Below are 24,167 nucleotides of genomic sequence, written 5' to 3'. Positions count from 1 at the left end.
CAGCGGTAATGGATCGTCATTCATTCGCTATTACAAAACAACGGAAGAGAAGCAGATAAAAAAATCCCCCTTGAGGGGGATTGTCAGAGGGGGATTTCCCAACGGAACTTTGTCGTGTTCAAGTCGCTATTCACACCATTTTAATTTGTCAATCACATTTTTTATTGGGTTAGTGTATCAATCATCGAAATACATGGCAGATAGATCACCATTTCTAATTTTTTGACTCATGGAGATTTTTTTACATACCTTCTTTAAACAACTCAAAAACAATCGGATAATAGCCTACCAGAGGCAAAATTATACTACACTGCTGGTTATAATCCTAATGATGCTGGTGATTGATGGCTGCAAGAAAAACGAAGTAGATATATCGACCGAACTTACTACGCCCGATGCCATTTCCAAGGTATTGATTATTCCTGATGCCGAACGTATAGAAGGGTCTCCTCCTCCTGCACAAACAACCAATGGCCATATCACATTAACCAACGAAACCCCTGAAATATCGGGTATCAGTGGCGAAGATATGGTGGTAAGCTTTCGGTATAAATACAATACTGCCAACGTAACAAGCCCTATCAAATACCTCATTTTGTACCTTGAAGGCGCATCAAGCTACTTTAAAATACCAATCAAGACTGTAGGGCAGTCGGGGCTTCTCCAGGTACCTATTAAGATTCCTTCTAATTACACAATACCTCCTGATAATGATATTGTCAAAAAATGTGGTATAAAACTAGGACGCTGTACTATCAATGGAGCAAACAGTTGTTACCCCGATCCTACCTGTATCAAAGGGATAGGTATCCCGCCTAGACCAGGCAAAGGGAACAGTACCATTGACGGAAGAACCTATGACGCAACCGCTATTTGTGACTTTGAAGTCCCTGGATTTGGTAGGGGCACTATCATAAAGATGGATGCTACCAAAATGATTATCCTTTACAACCTCGGCCAAGGAAGTTTTCAACTCAATAATTACGAAAACATTGCCGATCCATTTGATAGTAAGACGCCTTATGCACTTTATTTTGATTCGGCTACCAACATATACTACAGTACCTCAGGCTATGTTACTACAAAAGGTAAGGTAGTGAGTGTGAATATGGTAGTTAAAAATTTTGACGGTTATTTCAAGCAAATTTCAGCTGTCGGAAATTGCCAGTAAAAGGTATGTCAATATGATTGAACAGAACGCAGTCGGCAGATGAAGAAAGAAATTACTAGCCTGTTTGAAAGCATAGATGCAACAAATCCAGACACACAGCTATGAAGCCTATCACTACGATTGTTCTACTATTCTTTTGTGTGGTTGGGTTCTCCCAGAATAGTTATCAAAACCAATACCAATTCTGGTTTACCAGAGACAATATTGATTTTTATTATCGCTGGCGGAAGGACTGTAATACCTGTGAAGATCGTCTAAATCTGAAAATTCACAATCGAAATAGTGTCCGTAAAGACATTCATTACAATTTTCAATGGATGAGTAATGGGAGTGTCATTAAAAATGATAAGGGGCTTAACACCATTGGAGCAGGAGTTACCAAATCAGGAGATATAGATGGACAATTTTTTTACCCGCCAAATGGGTATAGTGTTTCGACCTTACGGTTTCGGTATGAATATTTATATATCTGCGACTACAATGTCGATTGTTGGAAAGTTACAGGCAATGCGACTCAAACGAATGGCAATACCAATCAGCAAAACCAAACGCAATATCAATCAGGATCATCTTCCTATAATCAATCCAATGCACAAAGTGCGTACCAACAACAGCTAGCCGAAGCTGAACGTAAACGACAGGCTCTTCTGGAAAAGCAACGTACCGAGCAACAACAAGCACTGGATCAGCAACGCCAGCAGGCTACTCAGCAGTATAATCAGCAAATGGCTGATTTGCAACAGCAACAGGCGCAGATTGAGCAATCCTCCCAGCAAGTAGCCGAAGCGATTGTTTCTCTATTGGATACGGAAGTTGAGGCATTGACAGAATCCGACGAGTTGGGCATATTATCAGGCGGTATAAATAACCTTATGTCGCCACTTATTACCTCAAATCAAACAAATACCGGAGGGCTTGGTAAAACCAGTTGGTTTTTTAGTGCAGCCAGACTGTCTCGAAAAGGATTGTCATTTTCTTTCTCAACAGGCGGCATGGAACAGTATGATGAGAAATTTTCTATTAAAGCACAGGGGACTTCGGGGAACTATACTGTTTTTAGCGGACCGTTAACCATATCTACGTTTAGTTTCGCCGGGAGTGTAGGGAAAGATATAGCATATTCAAAAAATGGACGTTTTCATTTGTTTTTTGGGCCGGGCATAGGCTATATGATGGTTAAGCATTCCTGGAAATATAGCGCATCGCAGCCTGCCTACGAAGAATCAAAACTAAGTAAAGATCAGTTTTACTGGACGTTGGATGGACAAATGATTTTTATGTTCTCTCAGCGGCTAGGTCTACAGGGAGGAGTAACATGGGGTGGCCCCTTCAGTAAAACCGATGAAAAAGCACTTTATAAGCTGGGGAGCTTTTCAAGTTATTCGTTAGGGCTCGCTTTCCGAATTTTGTAATTAAATGACCGAGCCTGCTGAACTGACAGGCAGTAAAATCGCTTCAGTTTAGATCAAGAATCAGCCATAAAAAGAAAGCTTAAAACAGGTTTATAATTGACAAAGCCGCACTTGATCTAAAAAGTGCGGCTTTGTCAATTATAAACCTACCGATTCATTGAGATAAGGAACTCTTCGTTGGTGCGGGTACCTCTCATGCGGTCGAGCAGGAAGTCCATGGTTTCCATCGGGTTCATATCAGCCATGTGCTTGCGCAGAATCCAGACGCGCTGTAACGTTTCTTTATCAAGCAGCAAATCTTCCCGACGGGTACCCGATGCCAATACATCGACGGCCGGATAAACCCGTTTGTTGGCTAATTTCCGGTCGAGCTGGAGTTCCATATTACCCGTTCCTTTGAATTCTTCAAAGATTACCTCATCCATTTTCGATCCAGTATCAATCAGGGCTGTAGCGATGATGGTCAGCGAACCGCCATTTTCTACATTACGGGCTGCGCCAAAGAATCGTTTCGGCCGATGCAGAGCGTTGGCATCCACACCCCCTGACAGGATCTTTCCCGACGAAGGTACCACTGTGTTATAAGCCCGGGCCAGACGTGTAATCGAGTCGAGCAGAATAACCACATCGTGACCACATTCGACCATCCGCTTCGCTTTTTCCAGCACCATGCTCGATACTTTCACATGGCGATCAGCCTGCTCATCGAAGGTTGATGAAATTACCTCGGCATTCACGCTCCGGGCCATGTCGGTTACTTCTTCCGGGCGTTCGTCGATGAGAAGAACAATTAGGTAAATCTCGGGGTGATTTTTGGTGATGGCGTTGGCAATCTCTTTTAGCAGGACAGTCTTCCCCGTTTTGGGCTGCGCAACGATCATGCCCCGTTGGCCCTTTCCGATTGGCGCAAACAAGTCCAGTACCCGCGATGAATAATTTTCGGGCCGGGTGCTCAACCGAATGTGTTCTTCCGGGAAAAGTGGAGTCAGGTATTCGAACGGGATACGGTCGCGGATTTCTTCGGTCGTTTTTCCATTGACCGTAGATACGCGCAGGAGAGCAAAGTATTTTTCCCCTTCTTTCGGTGGTCGAATAGCCCCGCGAACGGTGTCGCCCGTTTTCAGGCCAAATAGTTTGATCTGGGAGGGCGATACATAAATATCATCGGGGCTGGCGAGGTAGTTGTAGTCAGCTGAACGTAGGAAGCCATACCCTCCATCAGACATGATTTCCAGCACACCCTCGTTTTCGATAATCCCGTCGAATTCCCGAATATGCTGGTTGTACTGTCGCCGGATCCGATTCTGGTATTCCTGGGCTTCGCGGCTTGGCTGGTTAAGTTGAGGCTGAGCGATTTGGCCCCCATCGACCGATAGCGACTGGTCGGGCTGTATATCGGTTGGCGAATCGACAGGCTCATTCGTTGGGTTGGCAACCGAAACCATCGAATCGGCAGTCGATTGCATATTAGGTGCATTATCTTCCGAAATAACTGTGGGTGTCAGGAAGTCGTCTTCAGCCTGGCCGCCATAATTCAGCGTCATTTCGTCCGTTGCCACACGCGGTGTGCGTGGACGCGGTTCTCTTCGCTGGTTGTTATCACGGGAATTTCCGGTACCCGATCCGCCTTCTGTGCGTTCGCGGTTGGGTTCAAACCGTTGCCGATTGTCACGTTGCCATTCAGGCCGGCCATTTCGGGCCTGGTTCTGGTCGGGGCGTCCGTTCCGGTCGTTTCGGGGAGGAGCCTGCCGGAACAACCGTTCGGATGGGTTTCCACTTTCTTCGCCTTCGCGTCGATTTTCTGGCCGGTTTCGCCCCTGCTGATTGTATTGGCCATTTCGCGACCCCGAATCGCGTGTGTCACGTTGCTGGCGGAAGGGTTGCGAAGGCTCCGTTGTCGGCTCTGTCGATGTACTTTCTGGCTCGGGTGTTGGCGTGGAAGCAACGTTGTCGGCAACTGGAGTAGTTGATGCGGTTTCGGTCACTTCGGCCGTTGGTGTATTCGATTTTGGGGTGTCAACCCGCTCACGTCGAGCCCGTTGTCGGGGTTGCGGAGTAGCGGTGCTGACGGGAGTTGATTCTACAGACTGTGTTTCTGGAAGAGCCGTTGCCTCGGTAGTGGCCGCTGCTTCAGTCGTACTTACGGCTGGTTTTGGGCGTCGGTTACCACGCTTAGGCGCTTCAGTCGGTGTAGCCACGGCCTCAGTTTCGGCTGGACTGGGTTGTTCCGACTGTTGTTTTATGATTTCGTAAACCAGTTTTTCTTTGGTGTATTTAGAAATATTACGAATACCGAATTGCTCGGCAATGGGGTGAAGCTCCTCGCGGGACTTCTTGTCTAATTCTTCTTTCTTGAACATAAAGGTCAGGTAATAAACCTTAATAGAACCGCCTGCGCGGTGATGATGGAACCTGGGGATTGTTGATTTTAAGAAACCGCTTTCGTGATAGGCGAGTTAAGAGACCGCATACGGGCTACGTGGGGCAACAGATTAATCAAATTAACCTCAACCGATTTGTTTACTTAGGTAATGAACTTTAATTCAAACTACATTAAAACTGGGATGGTTTGCCGATTCCAACTATAACCGTCTGGGGAGGCCAGATAAGATGATTATGAGAATGTTGGGAAAATGGCGGTTCGCCGTGGCGATGATCTGCCGTCGCTATGGGTTTCTTGTTAAACCCCTATCTACCGACTCGTGATGGTAGCAAAGGTAATAGTTTGTTGCAGTCTTGTCAAGAGAACGTAATTTCAAACGAATTGTTTCCTGTTTACATAAAAAAATGAGTTTCTATGGATACGCCTGATCGGATGAATCTGTTGCGTTCGGTACATCGACTTTACGATTAAGAACGAAGAAAGACCAACGAAGTAGAAAACGCAAGAGAGGCTGCCGGATTCATTCAATAATTAACTTTCCGGTAAGGATTTGCTGTCCGTTGCTAACGCGATAGAAATATACGGATTTTACCAATTTATCAGTACGAAATTCGGTAGATTGATAGAAAGATTTTTTCAATACATCATTCCCTTTTGCGTCGAATAACGTAAAGGTCAGTTCGCCAGAGAGCGCCGAGCGAATGAAAACCTGTTCTTTGGCAGGATTGGGAAAGACCCATACGGCGTCGGCTGATGGCGATGTAACGGACAGTAAGGGATTGATGATCACCACAGTCTGTGCTTTGTCGCTACAGCCGTTCGTCGAACTCACTGTCACGGTATACGCCCCTGACTGGCTTGCCTTGGCCGCCGGAATTGCTGGATTCTGTTCCGATGATGTAAAATTAGCCGGGCCAGCCCAGGCATAGCGTGTGCCGCCTTTAGCGGTAAGCTGTATGGTTTGATTTTCGAGATAAGGACCTGTATTGCTGGCTTCGGCAGTAGGTAGTGGAAATACAGCCAGACTAATCGACGCCGTTTGTGAGCTGGTTCCGGCTATAGTGCACATGGCTGTATACGTTGTCGATTGAGTAGGCGATACGGCAATGGACGTGCTGGCAACGCCCGTCGACCAGGTAACTGAGCCACTACAATTGCTGGCCGTTAGTATGGCCGACTCGCCGATACAAAGCGAATTCCGCGAAGTACTGAGCGTCATGGTCTGAGCAGGAGCATCTCGTTCAAGCGTCCACTGATAGGTGTATCGATGTTGCTGCGGGTGACTGGCTAGCCGGATAAAGTCTGTGGTATCGAGCACCGTAACGCTCAGCGTATTTGTCTGATTCGGCAATTGATCGGCTGAAAGAGTGACCTGGTCAGTATTTTGTTTAAACGGCAGATTGTTTAACCGCCAGTCTACCGCTAAGGTATTCGGATTGGGCTTTAGGAGGGTCAATTGAATGGTTACAGGTTGTGTATTGACGGTAATGCGGGAGCTAGGCAGAGGAGATACCCCATCGACCGATTTTACAAGCTGGAGGATACGGTTGGTCGTGGCCTCACGGCAAACGGCACAGAAAGAGCGGTCCAACTGTTCCATCAGGCAGTTATGATTCGTTGGTTTATACCAACTCTGGGCTACTGCGTTATCCAAATGCTGAAAAATTCCAATGTTGAATTGATTGAGCCAGTTTTTCCAGGTAATGGTTGCGGGGTTTGTGTTTTGCGTCATGTTGGCGGCTTCACGGGCATATACAGCGCCTGCCCAATATTCGTCGGTGAGGGAACTGAAGAGATGGCCAATCTCGTGCATGCCGATTAAACTAGCCTGGGCGTCGAGTGTAAACGTTGCCGGATTGCCTCCCGATCCGCCGTACCAGGGCGAATTCACAATCATGATCGCTAAATCGTAGCTAGGAAAATTCGTCGCCATGACGTTCGTAAACGCCTGGTAATTTCGGATGGCAACCAATCGATGGATATTAGCCGTACCAAAAGATGAGCCAAAATACGTATCCTTCGTTTCGATAGGCTGATTGGGATACCGATCGGGAGCAGTACCTGGGTTAGTAGCGCCACTCTGATTGGATGGAACCCGGATGCTGAAAAAGTTGAAGTAATTTTTATACGCGTTGTAGGGCGTGTAACCCAGGAAGAAGTTCATAATTTTTTGGGCTTCCTGATCAAACTTAGGTAGCTCATCTTGTGTAAAGCCGTCTCCCAGAATGACTACATTGATGCGTTTTGCCAATGGCCCGGTTTTTTGGAGTGTATCGACCTGAAACTTTTGGCCTAAACACAAAGAGCTAGTCATCAAAAAACAGCCTGTCAGCAGGTTGAAAAGTTGTCTCATGGTTTTAGGGATAGTGTATAGATTTTTCGAACGGGCCGATCGGGTGTCTGGCTATATATCTCTAGCTTGGTTAACGAGTCCGTGTAAGGAAATCGAATGGAAAAATGCCCTTCCTGTTCTGTGCGCAAACTTCGGTCAAAGGTGCCATTGGTGTTTGCAATTTCTAGTGACCGGAAAAGGGGATGTTCCAGACTATCGGTTTTAATGACCTGCTTATCGTTGGAATAGTAACGAATCTGGAGCTGATAAGGCGTATGAACGGGTTGGCCTATAGGTTTTAGCTCGCCATTGCCTATAATCGAGTTCGTTAGGTTTATTTGTTCGGTTGGGCGGGAGGTGTTCCGACGAATTGTGAAATCAACAAATACGATACGGTGAACGGCTTTTGGGTCGTAATTGGGCAATTGATGGATAATTGCCTGCTGCTTTGAAGGCGCGCAATTCAAGACTATGGGCAAAAGTATGAGTGGAAGAATACGTATAAATGCAGGCATGTACTACAACAGGTAGAAAGGGCGGACCGAATGAGGCATTATTGCCGTTAAAAATCCTTAAAACAAGAAAGAATCACAAATTTTGTGCGCACAATCAACGTTGCACTTGCGTATACGAATGCAGACAGATACAAACCCAGCTTATCCATCAACGATCCATAACCTGGTGGTTGATTGGGGGAACTCAAGCCTGAAAGCCGGTTGGTTTGAAGGCGATACTCTGGTAAGGACGACGCGCTATGACACGCCCGACGTACTGTTGGCCGAATTAGTTAATCAGTCAGTCGCGCATGTCCTGGTGTCATCGACTAGTCGGCCTGCCGACGAAATTCGGCGGGGCTTTACGGGGCTACAACGCAATTTTATGGTGCTGGATAGCCAAACAGCTCTACCCATACGCAAAGCATACGATACACCCCATACGCTTGGGGCCGATCGGGTAGCGGCTGCCGTGGGTGCTGTTGCCTTGTATCCGGGCCAGGACTGTCTGGTGCTTGATCTGGGAACCTGCCTGACGGCCGATCTGATCGATCATGACGCGGTATTTCAGGGAGGGTTGATTTCGCCGGGGCTACGCATGCGATTTCGGGCGATGCATGAGCAGACAGCCCGGCTTCCTTTGGTTGAAGCACCGAGCGCCTGGCCGGGGCTTACGGCTAAAAATACTCAGGCAGCTATGCAGAGCGGAGTAGTGAATGGACTGACGTTTGAATTGAATGGGATTATTGATGCATATCGGACAGAACGGCCAGAGATTGTAGTTTTACTGTGTGGGGGAGATGGCCCCGCCTTTGAAAGTCGTCTGAAACCCCCGATATTTGCAGTCCCAAACTTGGTATTGATTGGGTTGAATCGAATTTTACGCTATAATGTTAAGAATTTACAAGCGAATACGCCAGATAATCATACCTAGTTTGCTGGCCATTGCCGCAACTTCGTCAATCGGTTTGGCACAGGGTTTAGGGAATTCACCCTATTCGGCTTTGGGAGTTGGCGAATTATATAGTCCTGCTCACGTAACCAATATGGGCATGGGTGGGATTGGTGTCAGCAATGCCAGTGCTTTCTACATGAACTTGCAAAATCCGGCTTTACTGGCTCGTCGGACCCGTTTCACAGTTTTTGAGGTTGGGCTATTGGGCGAGTCGAAAGGACTGAGCCAGAATATCAGCAACGAATTGCGGAATCAGAACAATACCGCCGGTAACCTTGGGTATCTGGCGCTGGCATTTCCTGCCAACTCACGCTGGAATATGGCCATAAGTTTAAAGCCTTATTCGTACGTGAATTACAATACGGAACGCATATCGACTGTACCGGGATCTATATACCCTACTAAATATACTTATACCGGACGTGGTGGATTAAATAAAGCTTCGTTTGCTAATGGAGTACGGTTGGCAAAGAATATCTATCTGGGAGCGGAGGCTTCATTCCTGTTCGGAAATATTACGTACTCGTCCAATTCCTACATCAATACGGGTAGTGCCGATGTTCTGGTGAATCGGCTAAATCGGGTTACCTATAGTGATGTTGTGTTCAAATTGGGCGGTGCCTGGCGACCAAAGCTGAGCGAAAACTGGACGCTCAACCTCGGCGCCACGTATGAACCTCAAACGGGTGTAAAAGCTCAGCAAACCGATATTTATCAGCAGACAACCACCGATAAACTAGCTATCAACTCTCCCGATACCCTTCAACTCAATTCGGCAGGCAAGGCTATTTTGCCGAACCAGATGAACTTTGGTATCAGCCTTGAAAAGAACAATTCATTGCTAGTCGGAGTTGATTTCGGGATGCAGCAGTGGGGCGATTACCGGACATCAGATAATAAAGCAGGCAACCTCCATAACACCATGTCGGTTGCCGCCGGGGTTGAATACACACCTAAACCCACATCGAACCGGTACTGGGATCTGGTTACTTACCGGGCTGGTTTTCAATACAATCAGATGCCTTACCTGATTGGTGGCTTAAAAATCAATGATGTAAACGGTAGTCTGGGGGTTTCCCTGCCACTTGGCTCGTATCTGGTAAACCACATCAGTATATCGGTTGTGGCTGGCCAGCGTGGCGTACTGACTGCCAATCAGATTCGGGAACGCTACGTACGGATTGCCCTGGGTTTCTCGCTGAACGACTGGTGGTTCCGCAAACCGGTTATTGATTAATTTTTTTCAGTGAAGAATGAAGCGTGAGGAATGCAGACTAGCTGGAGTTCAACAAAAGGATAGGCCCGTAAGGCAGCCGAAGTCTGGTCTGTATTTATCAGTTTTCATTCTTCACATTTCACTTCTTATCGCTTGTGGAGATTCTAAACAGGCTAAGAAGGTAGAACCTTATAGTGGGCCCATCGAAGAAATCAACGACGTAAAGTTATTATACAGCGAGGCTGCCATGCTGAAGGTTAAACTGACAACAGCCAAGCAACTTCGCTATGTGAACGACAATCGACGATACCCAAAACCCATTCAGATTGTGTTTTATGGGCCATCAGGCGATGAAGTAACTACGGTACGCTCCGATTCGGGCCGTTACGACAAGGCGAAAGATATCTATGTTGTTATTGGGCATGTAGAGGTGGTGAACAAACAGAAGAAGGAAAAGCTCCTCACGCCCGAACTTACCTGGAATCCCATAACCAAGAAAGTATATACCGACAAGCCCGTAACGGTTCTTAGCCAGTTGACTGGCGAAAAACTATACGGTATTGGCCTGGATGCCAATCAGGATTTTACGAAATATGCTATCCGCAAAGTAACGGGTGTATTCAACGTCGATGCGGGGATTTAACGGTGATGCCTAATTACCAAACGATTACTTATTGACTTTCGGCACACTTCTTCAAAATTGGCGTAACTTCCTTCACTCCTGTGACTTTGGTTTCGTTGCCCCATTCATTGTAAATGTAGGTAGCTAACTCGGCTATTTCCAGATCGCTTAGCTGCGGCTGTGGGGGCATCGGTCGGTTATACGATTTACCATTAACCACGATTTTTCCCTGCTGTCCATAACGCATTAAGCAGATTACCTGATCTTTGTTGGTCAGATAATCGGACTTAGCGATGGGCGGATACAGTTCGGCCAGCCCTTCGCCTTTCGGCTGGTGGCAGTTTGCACAATTGTTTTTATAAACCAGGATTCCTTCCGTAATGTATCGTTGCCGCTTTATTTCTTCTTCGCTCTGACACGATACGCAGGCGACAAAAACCGTAATGATGACTAAAAAACTGGCTAATCGGATCATGATTTGTACTCGGCCAATAGTCGCTCCATATCAGCCATTAATTTATTGACTCCTTCTTCGGTTGTGCCATCGTAAATACCCCGGATGCGTTTCTGCTTATCGACCAGAATAAAAGCACCACTGTGTACAACACCACCCGGCGCCGACGAGTCTTGCTGCGCCGTTACCATATAGCTATTTTGGCCTATCTCATAGATTTTTTCGCGGTCGCCCGTTACGAATAGCCACTGACGGCCTGTAATGCCTAGATTCTGAGCAAACTCGTTCAGTACAGCTACCGAGTCGTGTGCCGGATCAATGGTATGCGACAGGAGCATAACCTCTGGATTCCCTTTGAACTTGTCGTATACGCGCTTGAGTTGCACCTTCATTTTAGGGCAAATGGTCGGGCAAGTCGTGAAAAAGAAATCGGCTACATAAATTTTTCCGTCCAGATTTTTAGCCGTTATGGTATCCCCATACTGGCTCACAAAGTTGAAATCGGGAATGGTATGATCGACCGAATCGGTTACGGTCTTACCCTCGACGACTTTTGTAACGACTTCCCGCTGGCCTAAAATAGGGAGTTTATCATCGGAGCCTGTACCGCAACTCCACAGCAGGATAGCAAGTACAGGAAGGCAGGTCCATGCGTTAAGGTTTGCCCAAAAACTGGCGGGACTGTTCAATGCTGGTGGTAACACGTTTTTTAACATCCGTAATTTGATCTTTTTGCGCAGACAGGTAGTTCAGCGCTTCTTCAGAGGAAAGTTTAGCCAGCGTATCGCCATTGTAATGCGACATCCAGTTCATCATCAGACTATCGGCAATCGTGAGGTCGCTGACCAGGCGGGTGGCCTGTTCTTTTTCTTCATCCGTACGTAGGGTAGCGGCTGCCGAGCCGCTGGCCTTCAAGCTGTCGAGGGATGAGATTCGCTGCTTCAATTGTTTCTTCAACTTCATGATGTCGTCAATTTTCGGCATGACTTCATCATGAATCGCCAGTACTTCATTTTCGCTTTTTTTTACAGCTTCTTCACCTGAATTACAGGCCAGAAAAGTACCACAAATGCTTACCAGAATGGCGAGGTTACGTATAGGTGTATGCATGGAAAGGGGGATGTATGATATAGGATCTATTGAGCTTCAGTACCAGTTAAATACATCATATATCCTATATCATACATATATTTTGTTTTATCGTTGTTTAAGAATTTCGCGGGCATTTTTAAGGGCACTGGCCGATGGATTTTTGCCGCCGATCATCTGCGCAATTTCGGCAACTCGTTCGTCGTGGGTAAGTTTTTTGATCCGACTCACCGTTTTATCCGACGAATGATCCTTAAATACAAAGTAATGGGCTGTACCCTGACCGGCAATCTGGTGAAGGTGTGAAATGGCGATAATTTGATGACTTCGGGCCATATCGCGCATCATGTTGCCCATCTTGATCGCAATCTCCCCGGAAACGCCGGTATCGATTTCGTCGAAGACAATGGTTGGCAGCGACCGCTTGCTTGCCAGAATATACTTAATAGCCATCATAAGCCGCGAAAACTCACCCCCTGAGGCCACGTTTTTCAACTGCTGCGGTTTAACCCCTTTGTTGGCGCTAAACAGAAATGAAATCAGGTCGACACCCGTTGGTGAGGCTTTCGTGATTTCGGCTTCGATTTTAAGCGATGCATTAGGCATGCCCAAATCGTGCAGTAAACTACCTATTTCGGTTTCGATGGAGGGCAAAACCCCTTTTCTGGAATCTGATAAGGCTTCGGCACTTATCTGAAGCTGAGCATAAGCAGCCGAAGCCTGCGCTTTGGCATTGGCCAGGGCATCGTCCAGGTTAAGCACTTTGCTTACTTTTCTTTCAAGCTCATTGCGTAATGCGATCAGTTCATCCACACTCTTAACCTGGTGTTTGGTCTGGAGTTGATACATCAGATTCAGACGCTCGCGAATGGTTTCGGCCCGGGTATCATCGATCTCCACCCGATCTTGCTCGGAACTGATTTCATCGGCCAGGTCCCGCAACTCAATCAGACTACTTTGAGCCCGGTTCTGCAATTGCTCGTATTGGTCCGATAGCTTACTGATATACGCCAGATTACTGACCGCCCCTTTCAGGAAATCAATGACCGACTGTTCGGCGTTGTCGAGGTATTCGTAGGCCAGTTGTAGTCGCTCCTTTATTTCTTCAGCATTTTCAAGTATAGTCAGCTCCTGTTCGAGGGCTTCCTGTTCGTCGGGCTGCAGTTGCGCTTTGACGAGTTCTTCGTACAAAAAATTGTTGTAATCGAACTCTTTACGCATTGCCGAAGCTTCGGCCTGTAGCTGATCGTAGGCAGTTCGTTTGGTTCGATAGGATTGATAGTCAGAGCGATACGTGCGAAGTAGCCCGTCGTTCTGGGCATAGGTATCGACAATCTCTAGCTGATATTCGTTGGAGCCAAGCAGGACCGAATCATGCTGCGAGTGAATATCCATCATCTGGCTCGTTACCCGGCGGAGGGTTTCCAGATTAACCGGCGTATCATTGACGAAGGCCCGAGATTTCCCACTAACGCTGATCTCCCGGCGAACAATGCAGGTAGTGGAATAGTCGAGTTCCTCTTCGTCGAAAATACGTTCAATCGCATAACCCGATACGCCAAAAGTGCCTTCAATAACACATTTTTGCTCAGGGTTATACAGAACGCGCGTATCGGCCCGATTGCCTAACAGGAGGCCAATAGCACCTAGCATGATCGATTTACCGGCTCCCGTTTCGCCCGTGATTATGTTCAGTTCACGGTCGGGCGTGAGTTCCAGCTCGTCAATCAGTGCGTAATTTTTTATTAGTAAATGCGAAAGCAAAATCTATAAAAGTTAACAGTGGACTGTTTGTGTGAGGGATGCTCACTGCACTAGTTTTCGGTATTTTTCGGTCTTGGCCGGGTCTAAATACGACAACAAATCAAAGGCCTTCTGGCGTTCTGTAGATGTACCTTCGAACAAAATGTTGTACAACTCTTCCGACTTGGCATCAAAAAATGAGTTGATTAACACCGAGTTAGGAAGCTGCAGTCCAATCGTACGAATCGTTGTCAAGAGGTCCAGCGTTTGTTTGCGTACCTGAACGGGATTAGCGGCAAAAACATCCAGACCCTGACGGTGATAGGTATACATACCATCCCGAAACGGAACCAGTTGTTGGTTTTGCAGATTTTCAACAAGCCAGTACCGATTTCGTCGGTCGCCACCGGCTTGCCAGGCTCCGTTTGGCGAGCCCTGCTGCGCCAGGTTGGTAATCGTATAGGCACGCTGAATAAACGGCGTACCTCCTTCCTTGCTGAACGTATCATAATCGACCGCCAGAATAACATTCGCATAAAAAGCCAGTAGCGAAGTTAGATCATCAGAGTACTGGTTTTCCCGAAAATAAACTGGCGTAGTCGGCAGGTAAACAAAGTTGAAAGCGCGGTCTACATAGCTGAAAACGGTTGTTTCGTAGTTGGTGCCGTAAACCGGGCGAGTCGCTATGATTTGAGCCGTAGCTTCAAATACTCCCTGCGTAAGCGACTTCACCAGATTAATATTGATCGAGCAGTTAATTCGTTCATTCACAGCAAACTGGTCGTTGCTCCAGCGTCGGTTGTTCATAAACTCCGTAATGATGCCCTTCAATTGATTGACGTAGGAGAAATCTGTTTTTTGCTGGGCAAACAACTGGTCGGAGTTGATATTAACCTGACAGTTCAATTCCTGTGCCTGGGCAGACCCGGCCACACAACTCAAAACCAGTAAAATGCGTAATAGTTTCATACCAGATAAGGCTCTGAATCTCTGTATTATAGTTGTTTGACTGAGATTCACAGAGAGTTAAGTTTATCGACTACCAGCCCGACAAGATCCTGGGCAACCTCATCTTTCGATTTGAGTGCAAATTCGTAGGTTTGATTGTCTTTGTCAATAACGGTGATTTTATTGGTATCGTGCCCAAAACCAGCGCCTGAATCGCGTAGTGAATTTAACACAATCCAGTCTAAATTCTTAGCGTGAAGTTTCTTTATTGCATTCTCTAGTTCATTGTCCGTTTCAAGGGCAAAGCCCATTATCAGTTGTCCTGTCTGCTTCTGATTTCCGAGCGTAGCAGCAATGTCGATGGTTTTGGTCAGTTCAATCGAAAAAGTACTTTCCTTCTTTTTAATTTTTTTGTCAGCAGGGTGGGCGGGCGTGTAATCGGCTACAGCAGCACTCAGAACCACAATATCTGCGTTGCTAAAAACGGCTTGAGTAGCCTCGTACATTTCCTGTGCCGATCGTACTGGAATGCGTTGAATGGTTGCTGTGGGCACAGCCAGGGCCGTTGGGCCACTGATTAAAGTAACTTCAGCGCCAGCCATCGCAAAAGCTTTGGCAATGGCATAGCCCATTTTTCCGGTCGAATGATTGCTAATGTACCGCACCGGGTCAATAGGTTCCTGAGTCGGGCCCGCCGTAACCAGTACTTTTCTCCCTTGCAATGTATCAGGTTGCGGAGAGGCTGGGCTTGTTTCCCGCCAAAACGCGTCCAGAGTATGTAAGATGGTTTCAGGTTCTGCCAGCCGCCCTTCTCCAACTAATCCACTGGCTAACTCCCCGTGTTCGGCATGAATGATCCGGTTACCAAACGATTCGAGTCTATGAAGGTTTTCGACCGTAGTTGGATGATGATACATATCCACATCCATCGCTGGCGCGAAAAATACAGGGCATCGGGCTGACAGATAAACGGCCGACAGTAAATCATCACAAAGCCCGGTAGCACAACGGGCAAGCGTACGGGCTGAGGCAGGGGCAATTACAATAGCATCGGCCCATAAGCCTAATTCGACATGATTGTTCCAGTTGCCATCGCCCGATTGACCTGATGCCGAATGAACAAACGAGGATAGTACGGAGCGTTTCGATAAGGTTGCCAGCGTGAGCGGTGTAATAAATGACTTGGCCGACTCAGTCATGACCACTTGTACGTCGGCTCCGGCTTTTATCAGTAGTCGTGTCAACAGGGCCGATTTATAGGCTGAAATACTACCCGTTACACCCAGAAGAATTCGTTTGCCTGCAACTGACATAGATTCTGCACGTCAATAGCCATCCATATTCGGTAGGCGACTTTGTAATCTGACTGGTTTAAATAGTAAAACCGCACGGCAAAGTTACCATGCGGTCTTGGAAAACAACCGAGTAAGTTGCCTTATTGCTGTGGCTCGTCGTTATAGCGCCAGTAGACTTTCCCTTCCAGAAACTCGTCGGTGGCAATGGAAGTTGGTTTGGGCATCCGTTCGTAGAATTTCGAAATTTCGATCTGCTCCCGGTTTTCGAATACTTCTTCCAGATTGTCGACAGCCGACACAAACTCCGACAGTTTATTGCTCAACTCCTCTTTATTTTTGGTGGCAATCTGCCGGGCACGTTTCGAGATAATCGATACAGATTCGTACAGGTTACCCGTCTGGGCCGCAATTTTATCGTTGTTGCGGGTAATAATGGATTGGTTGGTTGCCATAGCTGCTAGTTTGCTGTTTCCAGTTTTCCGTTTTCTGTACCAGCATTACCTGAGAACAGTAGACCGTGAACTGTAAACAATTTAATTGGCCGCTGTTACTTTAGCGGGTTGATTTTTATGTTTTTCTTTTTCCTTCTCGCGCTCCTGTTCTAGTTTGTCCAGGCGCTCAATTTCTTTCTGGCTGGTTTCGTACATTTTCTCCGACTGCTTAACGTACTTGCTGTTCGGGTACTTATCAACGAATGCCTGATGATAACTTATTGCTTCCTGATAACGTTCCTTCTGCTTTGTTTCCAGACTGTTTTGGGCCAGACTGAACTCGGCATCTACTTTTTTGAAGGCTAACTCTTCATTGTATTCTGAATCAGGAAACTCTTTCTGGAAGTTGTTGATCGATACGACTGCCGATTTGTAGGCTGCAATGTTAAAACCACTCGTTTTGTAATATAGGAGTGCTTTTTCATAGGCTTTCCGTTCCAGTTTGCCCCTTAATTCCAGAATCTGTTTAGTCGCATCCTCTTTGTATTTACTGTCGGGATAGGCGTTGATAAAGTCCTGCAGGGCAGAAGTGGCAGTAAGCGTGTTCGATTGGTCGAGATTAAACGAAGGCGTGTCTTTGTACAGCGAGTAAGCGTACATATACATTGCCTCCTGAGCATAATCAGATCGGGCGAAAGTTTCGTAAAATTTCTTGAACAACGTAGCGCTCAGGAGATACTGCTGTTGATGGAACTGAGTGTAGGCATAGTAAAACTGCGCCATCTCTGATTCAGTACTTCCTTTCAAAACCGGAATCAACTCTTCAAATAGCAGACCAGCCCGATACCAGTCGCGTTTGGCATAATATTCAAGAGCGCCTTTATACTTCTGATCGTCGCTACCACTTTTCTGCAATTTTGCGAATGGGCTGCACGAACCCAGTAAAAATACGACGCAAATACCCAGCAGAATCTTACCGAAATGACGTTGTTGCATATGAGTGCAAAGATACAAAAAAAATACAGGCTACACCGTTTTAACGACGGTACAGCCTGAGATAGTGCCAAAAATAATCAACAAATCCGGCGGTTTAGATTATTTTAACAATTGCGTTTAGGCTTACTGATGACGAACAAGTAATCGCTTGGTTGCCACTTTCTTACCATCGACAGTAAGTTGATAGAGGTAATAGCCTGTATCCAGCGGCCGGGTCACGATGCGTACTTTTCGGTTGCCGGGTTCGAGTTCAATCTGTTCATAACCGGCTACGGGCGTTCCCAGAATATTCAGCAAAGCTAACCTCGCTTCTGAGCCTGTTCCGGCAAACTGATAATCGAGTTCAGCAACATCATCGGCTGGGTTCGGATAGGCGTTCGATACCCAGAGCTTCTCGTTATTGAACAACCGGCTATCGGCTTTTATTTCCTGAGAAGCGCCCACGCGAAGTTCGGCTGAAGAGGCTGGGGTGCTCTCTGAGGAGGTTGTCCGAGCAGCCGATTTGGAACCAGACTTCGGCAGCAGCAGTGACCGATAATGTTCGTTGATGGCGCTGTTTTTGTTGAGCGTTATCGACCGATCAAGCCCAGACAAACTCGGGTTAGGTACCATCGAAAAACGCTGCGACGGTAATCGGTTCGAACTGGTTTTTGGGGATGATGCAGTTCGGCCCAGTTCGAGTCGGCTTCCTTTTCGAGCATCCGAGTCCCGGAGCGCTACCTGCGCCCTGATCGGGATCGTTGCCGTTAGCAAGCCCATCAATACACCAATAAGTATAAATTGTTTCATGAAAGTCCTTTTCAGATGCACACGTATTCAACACAAACCTATTCACCGCAAAAGACAAAGTCAACGGGGTATCGTCTAAAAAATTGTTAAAACGGTCAATTATTAGCCTTTTGAACCAATTTTTGAGCCAAAGGTTTAATTTGACCATTATTTTTTAATGGTTTTTTTACCGCCGGCTGCTCCTTAGGCGGAGTTTCGAGCCATAAAACCTGATTCTTGGTTGGTTTTTCGGCCTCGCGCCAACGAAAACCGTCAAGTTCCTGTACTTCACCCGTAATTTCTTTAGGTGGAATCAGTTGTGAATCCGGATGTCCATAAAATCGGATTCGCCCAACTTTATTGTCGTTGAATTCGATATTCATTTTGCTACATTCCACATGATTCAGGCCAATCATTTTATTTTGCTCGTTGAGTGCATAATAAATGCTTTGTCCATTGCCATCAACAATTACACGTTCCAGGGTGGTTTGCTCCTGCAGGGTTGCTGTTTTTGAGGTGGGCAATGTGCTCTTTTTCTCTACTACGCGTTTAAGTGGGTCGTTCGTTGCAAGGGCAGAGTTGTTTCCGGGCCCAGTGGCTTTGGTCGTAGTTTTTTGGGCCGTTTTAGTAGTCTCTATTGCCTCCGTGAGGGTATCTGTCGAGACTAGTTTGGTGGTGAAATAAGCCGTTACGGTACGGCCTTTTATCTGATTAAAATTCTTCAGAGTATCCAGCGAAATCACGAAGGATTTTGTTTTCAAAAAGAGTGTATTGATCTTATTGTTTTTAAGCAAAGCCCGCATTGAATCGGCTTCCATCTGGTATTTATTCTGGCTCCAGACAACCGGTTTTTTATAGAAATAAATGGTCGAATCGGCGGTGTCATAAATGAGCGAATCGCATTTGCTCTGAAGGTCCGATTTATAAACAAACACGTTTTTATTGGCCAGAAAACGACGCGTATTCGTTAGTTTGTTATCGAACGAAAAGAGGGTGTCGGCTCGTAAAAAAAGCGTGTCTTTCGAGGCTTCATTACCTACACTTTTGGCTACGGCATGGCCAGTTACCCGTGAAATACCAATCTTACCGTTGTATCGAACATGATCACCCAGAATCACGGCTTTGTGGTCCTTGGCAACCATGACTACCTTACCTTTAGCGATACCTAGTTCGGTGGCGTTGTCGTAGTAGAGCGAGTCACCCGTCAGACGGTATTTTGGGGTTTCTACCGTTGCCCGCCGTTCGAAATTAGAAATGCCTGTGGTGGTGTTATACTGGCCGGCAATCGCTGTAAGTACCCCATCTTTATTCGTGATGCGCGTTGGGCCCTTGAATGTAGCCATGCGCGAAGTAGAGTTATAGAGTAACGAATCGGCGGTGAGCGTACCTTTGGTGTTCACTAAGCGAACATTCTGGCGAAAGGTAAATAACTTGCTCCGCGTATCGTAATCGCCTTCCCGGCTGGTTAACGTATTTTCTTTATCGACAATACGACCTGGGGTTGGGTAGTGCGCAACGCCTGACATCATATTATAATCGAGCTGGGCGGTGGTCAGGGTCATTTTGCGGTCACGCATCGTTACATGGCCGCGCATATTGGCCTGACGAGTGCTGCCCTGATAATTATAAAACATGGTATCGCCTTTTACCGAAATGGTGTCGCCCTGAATGAGTCGGACATTTCCGTAGGCCTCAATTTTATTCTCGGTTACGTTCTGAATGGCCAGATTGCAGTACATCAGGACACCTTTATGGCGTAACCGGACGTTATTGTGAAGCTTTCGGACCACCTGGCCCGGTACGTTGAGTACCACCAGGCTATCGGCGTGGAACAACTCTACTTTGTCGCCTGCGCCAGCAGGTGATGAAGTAGGTGCAACCTGCGCCAGCATTTTAATCGATGGTGCGAATAAACTGAGCCCGAGGGTGAGAACCAGTAAACGAACGAATAAACGAATCATATTGACAAAACTACGGCATTGGGCCGACTCCGGATGTTGGAACAGGACTTTTTAGCATTTATTAACGGCAACCGCCTGTTTGCCCCGACCGACCGGGTACTGCTGGCTGTCAGCGGTGGACTCGATTCGATGGTAATGGCCGAACTGTTCCACCGCATTCGTCAGCCGTTTGCGATTGCTCACGTTAATTTTGGCTTACGAGCCCATGAATCCGATGACGATGCGCTTTTTGTGAAAAACAAGGCTGAGCAATATGGGGTTCCGTTTCATCTCACCACCTTCGATACAACGGCCTTTGCGGCTGAAAAAGGCATTTCGATCCAGATGGCAGCCCGTGAGCTTCGGTACCATTGGTTTACTGAATTGCTTCGGCAGTACTCCTATACCTGCGTGGCAACAGCGCACCATCAAAACGACGTACTCGAAACCCTATTGCTCAATTTGACCCGTGGTACGGGTATGGCGGGTTTGCATGGCATTGCCAGCCGCCAGAATGAGGTGGTACGTCCGCTCCTGTTTGCCACCCGCGACCGACTGGCCGCTTACAGGACGGAGCAGAATCTGGCGTATCGGGAGGATAGCTCCAACCCAGAAGATAAGTATGCCCGTAATCGGATTCGACACCATGTAGTGCCAGTATTGACAGGTATAAACCCATCCTTATGGCAAACGCTACCTCGCACGGTCGAACGACTTCGGGCGGCTGAACAATTGGTAAAAGCTGAACTGGAACGCTCCTGGTTGGAAATCGCTGTGCAACAGGGTGAAAAGACTCTACTGCCTTCGGCTAAATTAAACACCTTAGCTGAACTGCCTTTTCGATTGGCCGAATGGCTTAAACCATTTGGGTTTACAGAAGCTCAGATTGTGCAGATGATCGAAGCCCTCGATCAGGAAGTGGGGCAGGTATTTGTGTCAGATACGCATCGGGTGGTCCATGAACGTATGGGGTTGTTACTTGAGCCGCTTCCTGAGCCGTACGCCTATGAAATTACCTTGATGGAGTTGCCTACTGAACCAGTGTTTCTTCCTGATGGCACAACCCTTACGGTTGAACTTGTGAATAAGTCTGCCGATTTTCACCTTTCTTCGGCTCCTAACACAGCTTGCCTTGATGCCGATAGGGTAAGTTTTCCCATTACAATACGTTCCTGGCGGTTGGGAGACCGGTTTCGGCCTCTGGGCCTGAAGGGAAGCAAGTTGGTAAGCGATTTTCTGAATGATCTTAAAGTAACCCGCTCGGAGCGGGAGCAGGTTTCAGTGCTGGTGGTTGACGCACAGATTGCCTGGGTAATTGGCCGGCGGATCGATCATCGGTTTCGTATGGTAGCCGAAACGAAGAAAGTATTACGATTTGTAATTGGTTGATGCACCATTAGATAGGTATTGTAGAGGTTTTCTAAAACCTTGGTGTCCATTAACAATAGTTGAAAATTGTATTTTTTGGGTATTTGATAATAGATCGGACGATTTTGCGCCGGGTTTCAGCGAGTTAATAAAAAGTTGGCATCTTATTTGATAGCTTTCGGGCGAGCCCAAAGTTTCTATTAATGTACTAACACCATGAACCGAATTGTACAGGTCCTAATCATTGCAGGACTGGCTTTCTGTAGCCTGACTGCTCAGGCACAAAGTGCACGGCTACGAGCGGCTAATAAGCAGTTCGACAATCTTAGTTATGTCAGCGCAGTGCGGGCGTACGAGGAGTTTCTACGGGCCGACCGAAAGAAAGACCCCGCCGAAACTCGTGAAGCCCTTATTAAATTAGGATACAGCTATCGTAAGCTCCAGGATACTCGTAATGCCGAGCGAGTGTATGGCGAACTGGTCAAGGATTATACCGATCTTGATAGCGAAGTGTATCTCTATTACGCACAGGCACTGGCGGCCAACGGCAAATACCGGGATTCACAGAAAATGTATAGCCAATATGGCGAAAAACAGTCTCAGGACTTGCGAGGACGCCGTTTTACGGTGTCTTACATGGACATGAGCCGTTTCTATCAGGATTCGTCGTCCTACCGGATGTATAGTCTTCCGATCAACTCGCGCCAGGCAGATTTTAGCCCAATGTATTACAAAAACGGACTGGTTTTCGTATCGGCTCGGGATGAATCGGGTGTGCTGAAACGGGTTTTCAACTGGAACCAGACCCCCTTTCTGGACCTCTATTTTCACCCGGACACCAACCAGCTTCGGGTTCCGGGAGCGGAGTTGATGCGACCAGGCAACTCGGCCGTACTTGGTGGTGGTAGTGATGCCAAGCCCGGTGCTGCCGAAGCGGCCAGCGAGCAAACCAAGTTGAGCAAAACGGAGATTTTTAGCCGTACGATCAACACAAAATACCACGAAGGGCCAATGACGTTCACCAAAGATCAGAACTACATTGTTTTTACCCGGAACAACACAAGTAAGGGGAAAGCGGGAAAAAGTTCAGACGGTGTGCGAAAATTGAAATTGTATTCTTCCGTGAATCGCAATGGCAAATGGGTCGATATCCAGGAGGTACCATTCAATAGTAGCGAGTACTCGGTAGGTCACCCAGCCTTCTCGCCCGACAATACAAAACTGTATTTTGCTTCCGATATGCCCGGAGGATACGGTGGTACCGATATTTATGTGGTCGAGTTCAACAACGGCCAATGGGGTACGCCTGTAAATATGGGTAAGGAAATCAATACCGAAGGCAATGAGATGTTCCCGTTTGTAGCCGAGGGCGATAACCTCTACTTCTCCTCAGATGGGCATGAAGGGCTGGGAGGACTGGATGTATTTGTGGCTGAGCTTAAAGATGGTGTTGCTTACAAAGGCGTGCAAAACGTAGGGGCGCCGATCAATTCAGAAAAAGACGATTTCGGATTTATTACCGATAAGAACCGTACGTCGGGCTATGTAAGCAGCAACCGGAAAAAAGGGGTGAGCGACGATGATATTTATTCGTTCCGGCGTACCTGCAAACAGCTTAACATTCTGGTATATGATGCCAAAACCAATACACCCCTCGAAAATGCGGATGTTCGAATTATGCGAAATGGGACCAACCAGGACCTTCGCATTACGGATATGCAGGGCCGAACGGATTTATGCGTTGATACTAATACCGAATACGAATTCAAGGCAATCAAAGAAGGATATGCTATGAACAGTGTTCGGTTCTCAACCCTGACTCAGTCGCCCAAACCCGTTATGAACGTGTCGATCTATCTCGAACGGTCGGAGAATACCTTGGTTAAGGGGGTAGTTAAGACGGAGGTGGATCAGCAACCGGCCAAAGGTGTTCGGGTGACGCTTCGGAATGAGAAAGATAAAACCGAACAGACCGTGATGACTGGACCCGATGGCGGTTACGAATTCGATGTAAAACCGAATGCACCGTATACCATTACCGCTCAAAAGGACCGCTATGCGACTAAAAAGGCTCAATACGGCAAAGCCAAGCGTAAAACCAAAGTGGTTACCGACTCGCTGGGACTGTATGGGGTAGGGGATGTGTTCCAGCTTAAGAATATTTACTACGACCTGAATAAGTTTTTTATCCGGGCCGACGCTGCACAGGAACTTGACCATGTTCTGGCTATTCTGAAAGAATATCCGCAGATGCAGATTGAGCTTCGCTCACACACAGACGCCCGTGCTACGGATGCTTATAACCTTCGCCTGTCCGAAAACCGTGCTCGTGCTGCTATGGACTATCTGGTATCGAGAGGAGTGTCGGCCAATCGGCTTGTCGCTCGTGGGTATGGAGAGTCAGAAATTCTGAATGGATGCGTCGATGGTGTGAATTGTACTGAAAACGAACACCAGCAAAACCGACGTACTGAGTTCAAAATTTTATCAGTGCAATAATCGTCTGGCAATAGTAAGTCATAAAAAAAGCAGCCCAATTCGGTGGGCTGC

At 47.1% G+C, this 24,167-nt stretch carries 20 protein-coding genes; 7 read left to right on the top strand and 13 right to left on the bottom strand.

The window, feature by feature from the left end; translation table 11 throughout:
• Nucleotides 1–229 precede the first annotated feature (229 nt).
• Both B153_RS0128015 and B153_RS0128010 read left to right on the top strand, forming a co-directional pair.
• Nucleotides 230–1,171 carry a hypothetical protein gene (locus tag B153_RS0128015; protein WP_026262510.1) on the top strand — a complete coding sequence of 314 codons (942 nt, stop codon included), beginning with the start codon at nucleotides 230–232 and terminating at the stop codon, nucleotides 1,169–1,171.
• A gap of 101 nt (nucleotides 1,172–1,272) precedes the next feature.
• Nucleotides 1,273–2,583 (top strand): hypothetical protein, encoded by a 1,311-nt coding sequence (locus B153_RS0128010; protein ID WP_020600069.1) that lies wholly within the window; start codon nucleotides 1,273–1,275, stop codon nucleotides 2,581–2,583.
• A gap of 146 nt (nucleotides 2,584–2,729) precedes the next feature.
• Here B153_RS0128010 and rho read toward each other — a convergent pair whose 3' ends face one another.
• The 3 genes from rho to B153_RS0127995 form a co-directional block, all read right to left on the bottom strand.
• On the bottom strand, nucleotides 2,730–4,943 hold the full coding sequence (rho, locus tag B153_RS0128005) for a transcription termination factor Rho (protein WP_020600068.1): 2,214 nt from the start codon (nucleotides 4,941–4,943) through the stop codon (nucleotides 2,730–2,732).
• A 543-nt stretch (nucleotides 4,944–5,486) separates the two neighbouring features.
• Nucleotides 5,487–7,319, bottom strand: a complete 1,833-nt coding sequence (locus B153_RS0128000) for a M64 family metallopeptidase (protein WP_020600067.1) — start codon at nucleotides 7,317–7,319, stop codon at nucleotides 5,487–5,489.
• On the bottom strand, nucleotides 7,316–7,777 hold the full coding sequence (locus B153_RS0127995) for a hypothetical protein (protein ID WP_211221718.1): 462 nt from the start codon (nucleotides 7,775–7,777) through the stop codon (nucleotides 7,316–7,318). Before B153_RS0127995 ends, B153_RS0128000 begins: the two co-directional genes overlap by 4 nt.
• Before the next feature lie 154 nt (nucleotides 7,778–7,931).
• Between B153_RS0127995 and B153_RS0127990 the strand changes: the two genes are divergently transcribed.
• From B153_RS0127990 to lptC, 3 genes are read left to right on the top strand one after another with little or no spacing between them, the layout of a single operon-like run.
• Nucleotides 7,932–8,726: a type III pantothenate kinase gene (locus B153_RS0127990; protein ID WP_020600065.1), complete on the top strand. Its 795-nt coding sequence runs from the start codon at nucleotides 7,932–7,934 to the stop codon at nucleotides 8,724–8,726.
• Between the two features lie 28 nt (nucleotides 8,727–8,754).
• Nucleotides 8,755–9,984: a BamG family beta-barrel-assembly machinery protein gene (gene bamG / locus B153_RS0127985; RefSeq protein WP_040762268.1), complete on the top strand. Its 1,230-nt coding sequence runs from the start codon at nucleotides 8,755–8,757 to the stop codon at nucleotides 9,982–9,984.
• A gap of 16 nt (nucleotides 9,985–10,000) precedes the next feature.
• Complete coding sequence (gene lptC / locus B153_RS0127980) at nucleotides 10,001–10,606, top strand: LPS export ABC transporter periplasmic protein LptC (RefSeq protein WP_026262508.1); 606 nt, start codon at nucleotides 10,001–10,003, stop codon at nucleotides 10,604–10,606.
• Nucleotides 10,607–10,634: 28 nt separating this feature from the next.
• Here the strand turns inward: lptC and B153_RS0127975 are convergent, their stop codons facing one another.
• The 10 genes from B153_RS0127975 to B153_RS0127930 form a co-directional block, all read right to left on the bottom strand.
• On the bottom strand, nucleotides 10,635–11,060 hold the full coding sequence (locus B153_RS0127975; protein ID WP_020600062.1) for a c-type cytochrome: 426 nt from the start codon (nucleotides 11,058–11,060) through the stop codon (nucleotides 10,635–10,637).
• A complete protein-coding gene (locus B153_RS0127970; protein WP_020600061.1) occupies nucleotides 11,057–11,728 on the bottom strand; it encodes an SCO family protein in 672 nt (223 codons plus the stop codon). Before B153_RS0127970 ends, B153_RS0127975 begins: the two co-directional genes overlap by 4 nt.
• Nucleotides 11,694–12,149, bottom strand: coding sequence for a hypothetical protein (locus tag B153_RS0127965; RefSeq protein ID WP_020600060.1), 456 nt, complete (start codon nucleotides 12,147–12,149; stop codon nucleotides 11,694–11,696). Before B153_RS0127965 ends, B153_RS0127970 begins: the two co-directional genes overlap by 35 nt.
• Nucleotides 12,150–12,236: 87 nt before the next feature.
• Nucleotides 12,237–13,892, bottom strand: coding sequence for a DNA repair protein RecN (gene recN / locus B153_RS0127960; RefSeq protein WP_020600059.1), 1,656 nt, complete (start codon nucleotides 13,890–13,892; stop codon nucleotides 12,237–12,239).
• Between the two features lie 42 nt (nucleotides 13,893–13,934).
• The gene (porD, locus tag B153_RS0127955) at nucleotides 13,935–14,840 is read right to left on the bottom strand and encodes a type IX secretion system protein PorD (RefSeq protein ID WP_020600058.1); all 906 of its coding nucleotides are present in this window, start codon (nucleotides 14,838–14,840) and stop codon (nucleotides 13,935–13,937) included.
• Nucleotides 14,841–14,887: 47 nt separating this feature from the next.
• Complete coding sequence (gene coaBC, locus B153_RS0127950) at nucleotides 14,888–16,132, bottom strand: bifunctional phosphopantothenoylcysteine decarboxylase/phosphopantothenate--cysteine ligase CoaBC (protein ID WP_020600057.1); 1,245 nt, start codon at nucleotides 16,130–16,132, stop codon at nucleotides 14,888–14,890.
• A 122-nt stretch (nucleotides 16,133–16,254) separates the two neighbouring features.
• The gene (locus B153_RS0127945; RefSeq protein ID WP_020600056.1) at nucleotides 16,255–16,566 is read right to left on the bottom strand and encodes a DNA-directed RNA polymerase subunit omega; all 312 of its coding nucleotides are present in this window, start codon (nucleotides 16,564–16,566) and stop codon (nucleotides 16,255–16,257) included.
• 81 nt (nucleotides 16,567–16,647) lie between these two features.
• The gene (locus B153_RS0127940) at nucleotides 16,648–17,541 is read right to left on the bottom strand and encodes an outer membrane protein assembly factor BamD (protein WP_020600055.1); all 894 of its coding nucleotides are present in this window, start codon (nucleotides 17,539–17,541) and stop codon (nucleotides 16,648–16,650) included.
• 123 nt (nucleotides 17,542–17,664) lie between these two features.
• A complete protein-coding gene (locus B153_RS0127935) occupies nucleotides 17,665–18,330 on the bottom strand; it encodes a T9SS type A sorting domain-containing protein (protein ID WP_020600054.1) in 666 nt (221 codons plus the stop codon).
• Nucleotides 18,331–18,425: 95 nt separating this feature from the next.
• Entirely contained in the window at nucleotides 18,426–20,270 is a 1,845-nt protein-coding gene (locus tag B153_RS0127930) for an OstA-like protein (RefSeq protein ID WP_020600053.1), read from the bottom strand.
• Nucleotides 20,271–20,303: 33 nt separating this feature from the next.
• Between B153_RS0127930 and tilS the strand changes: the two genes are divergently transcribed.
• Together tilS and B153_RS0127920 are read left to right on the top strand one after the other, a co-directional pair.
• Nucleotides 20,304–21,638 carry a tRNA lysidine(34) synthetase TilS gene (gene tilS / locus B153_RS0127925; RefSeq protein WP_020600052.1) on the top strand — a complete coding sequence of 445 codons (1,335 nt, stop codon included), beginning with the start codon at nucleotides 20,304–20,306 and terminating at the stop codon, nucleotides 21,636–21,638.
• Nucleotides 21,639–21,833: 195 nt separating this feature from the next.
• Entirely contained in the window at nucleotides 21,834–24,116 is a 2,283-nt protein-coding gene (locus B153_RS0127920; RefSeq protein ID WP_020600051.1) for an OmpA family protein, read from the top strand.
• Nucleotides 24,117–24,167 lie beyond the last annotated feature (51 nt).

Source organism: Spirosoma panaciterrae DSM 21099, from assembly GCF_000374025.1.
Taxonomy (GTDB): domain Bacteria; phylum Bacteroidota; class Bacteroidia; order Cytophagales; family Spirosomataceae; genus Spirosoma; species Spirosoma panaciterrae.
This window is presented reverse-complemented; position numbering and strand designations above follow the sequence as displayed.

Coding starts and splice junctions, on each gene's coding strand:
- B153_RS0127935 (WP_020600054.1), bottom strand. CDS start 18,330: ATGAAACAATTTATACTTATTGGTGTATTGATGGGCTTGCTAACGGCA.
- B153_RS0127940 (WP_020600055.1), bottom strand. CDS start 17,541: ATGCAACAACGTCATTTCGGTAAGATTCTGCTGGGTATTTGCGTCGTA.
- B153_RS0128000 (WP_020600067.1), bottom strand. CDS start 7,319: ATGAGACAACTTTTCAACCTGCTGACAGGCTGTTTTTTGATGACTAGC.
- B153_RS0128015 (WP_026262510.1), top strand. CDS start 230: ATGGAGATTTTTTTACATACCTTCTTTAAACAACTCAAAAACAATCGG.
- B153_RS0127930 (WP_020600053.1), bottom strand. CDS start 20,270: ATGATTCGTTTATTCGTTCGTTTACTGGTTCTCACCCTCGGGCTCAGT.
- coaBC (WP_020600057.1), bottom strand. CDS start 16,132: ATGTCAGTTGCAGGCAAACGAATTCTTCTGGGTGTAACGGGTAGTATT.
- porD (WP_020600058.1), bottom strand. CDS start 14,840: ATGAAACTATTACGCATTTTACTGGTTTTGAGTTGTGTGGCCGGGTCT.
- B153_RS0127975 (WP_020600062.1), bottom strand. CDS start 11,060: ATGATCCGATTAGCCAGTTTTTTAGTCATCATTACGGTTTTTGTCGCC.
- B153_RS0127920 (WP_020600051.1), top strand. CDS start 21,834: ATGAACCGAATTGTACAGGTCCTAATCATTGCAGGACTGGCTTTCTGT.
- B153_RS0127945 (WP_020600056.1), bottom strand. CDS start 16,566: ATGGCAACCAACCAATCCATTATTACCCGCAACAACGATAAAATTGCG.
- rho (WP_020600068.1), bottom strand. CDS start 4,943: ATGTTCAAGAAAGAAGAATTAGACAAGAAGTCCCGCGAGGAGCTTCAC.
- lptC (WP_026262508.1), top strand. CDS start 10,001: ATGAAGCGTGAGGAATGCAGACTAGCTGGAGTTCAACAAAAGGATAGG.
- B153_RS0127990 (WP_020600065.1), top strand. CDS start 7,932: ATGCAGACAGATACAAACCCAGCTTATCCATCAACGATCCATAACCTG.
- B153_RS0127965 (WP_020600060.1), bottom strand. CDS start 12,149: ATGCATACACCTATACGTAACCTCGCCATTCTGGTAAGCATTTGTGGT.
- B153_RS0128010 (WP_020600069.1), top strand. CDS start 1,273: ATGAAGCCTATCACTACGATTGTTCTACTATTCTTTTGTGTGGTTGGG.
- tilS (WP_020600052.1), top strand. CDS start 20,304: ATGTTGGAACAGGACTTTTTAGCATTTATTAACGGCAACCGCCTGTTT.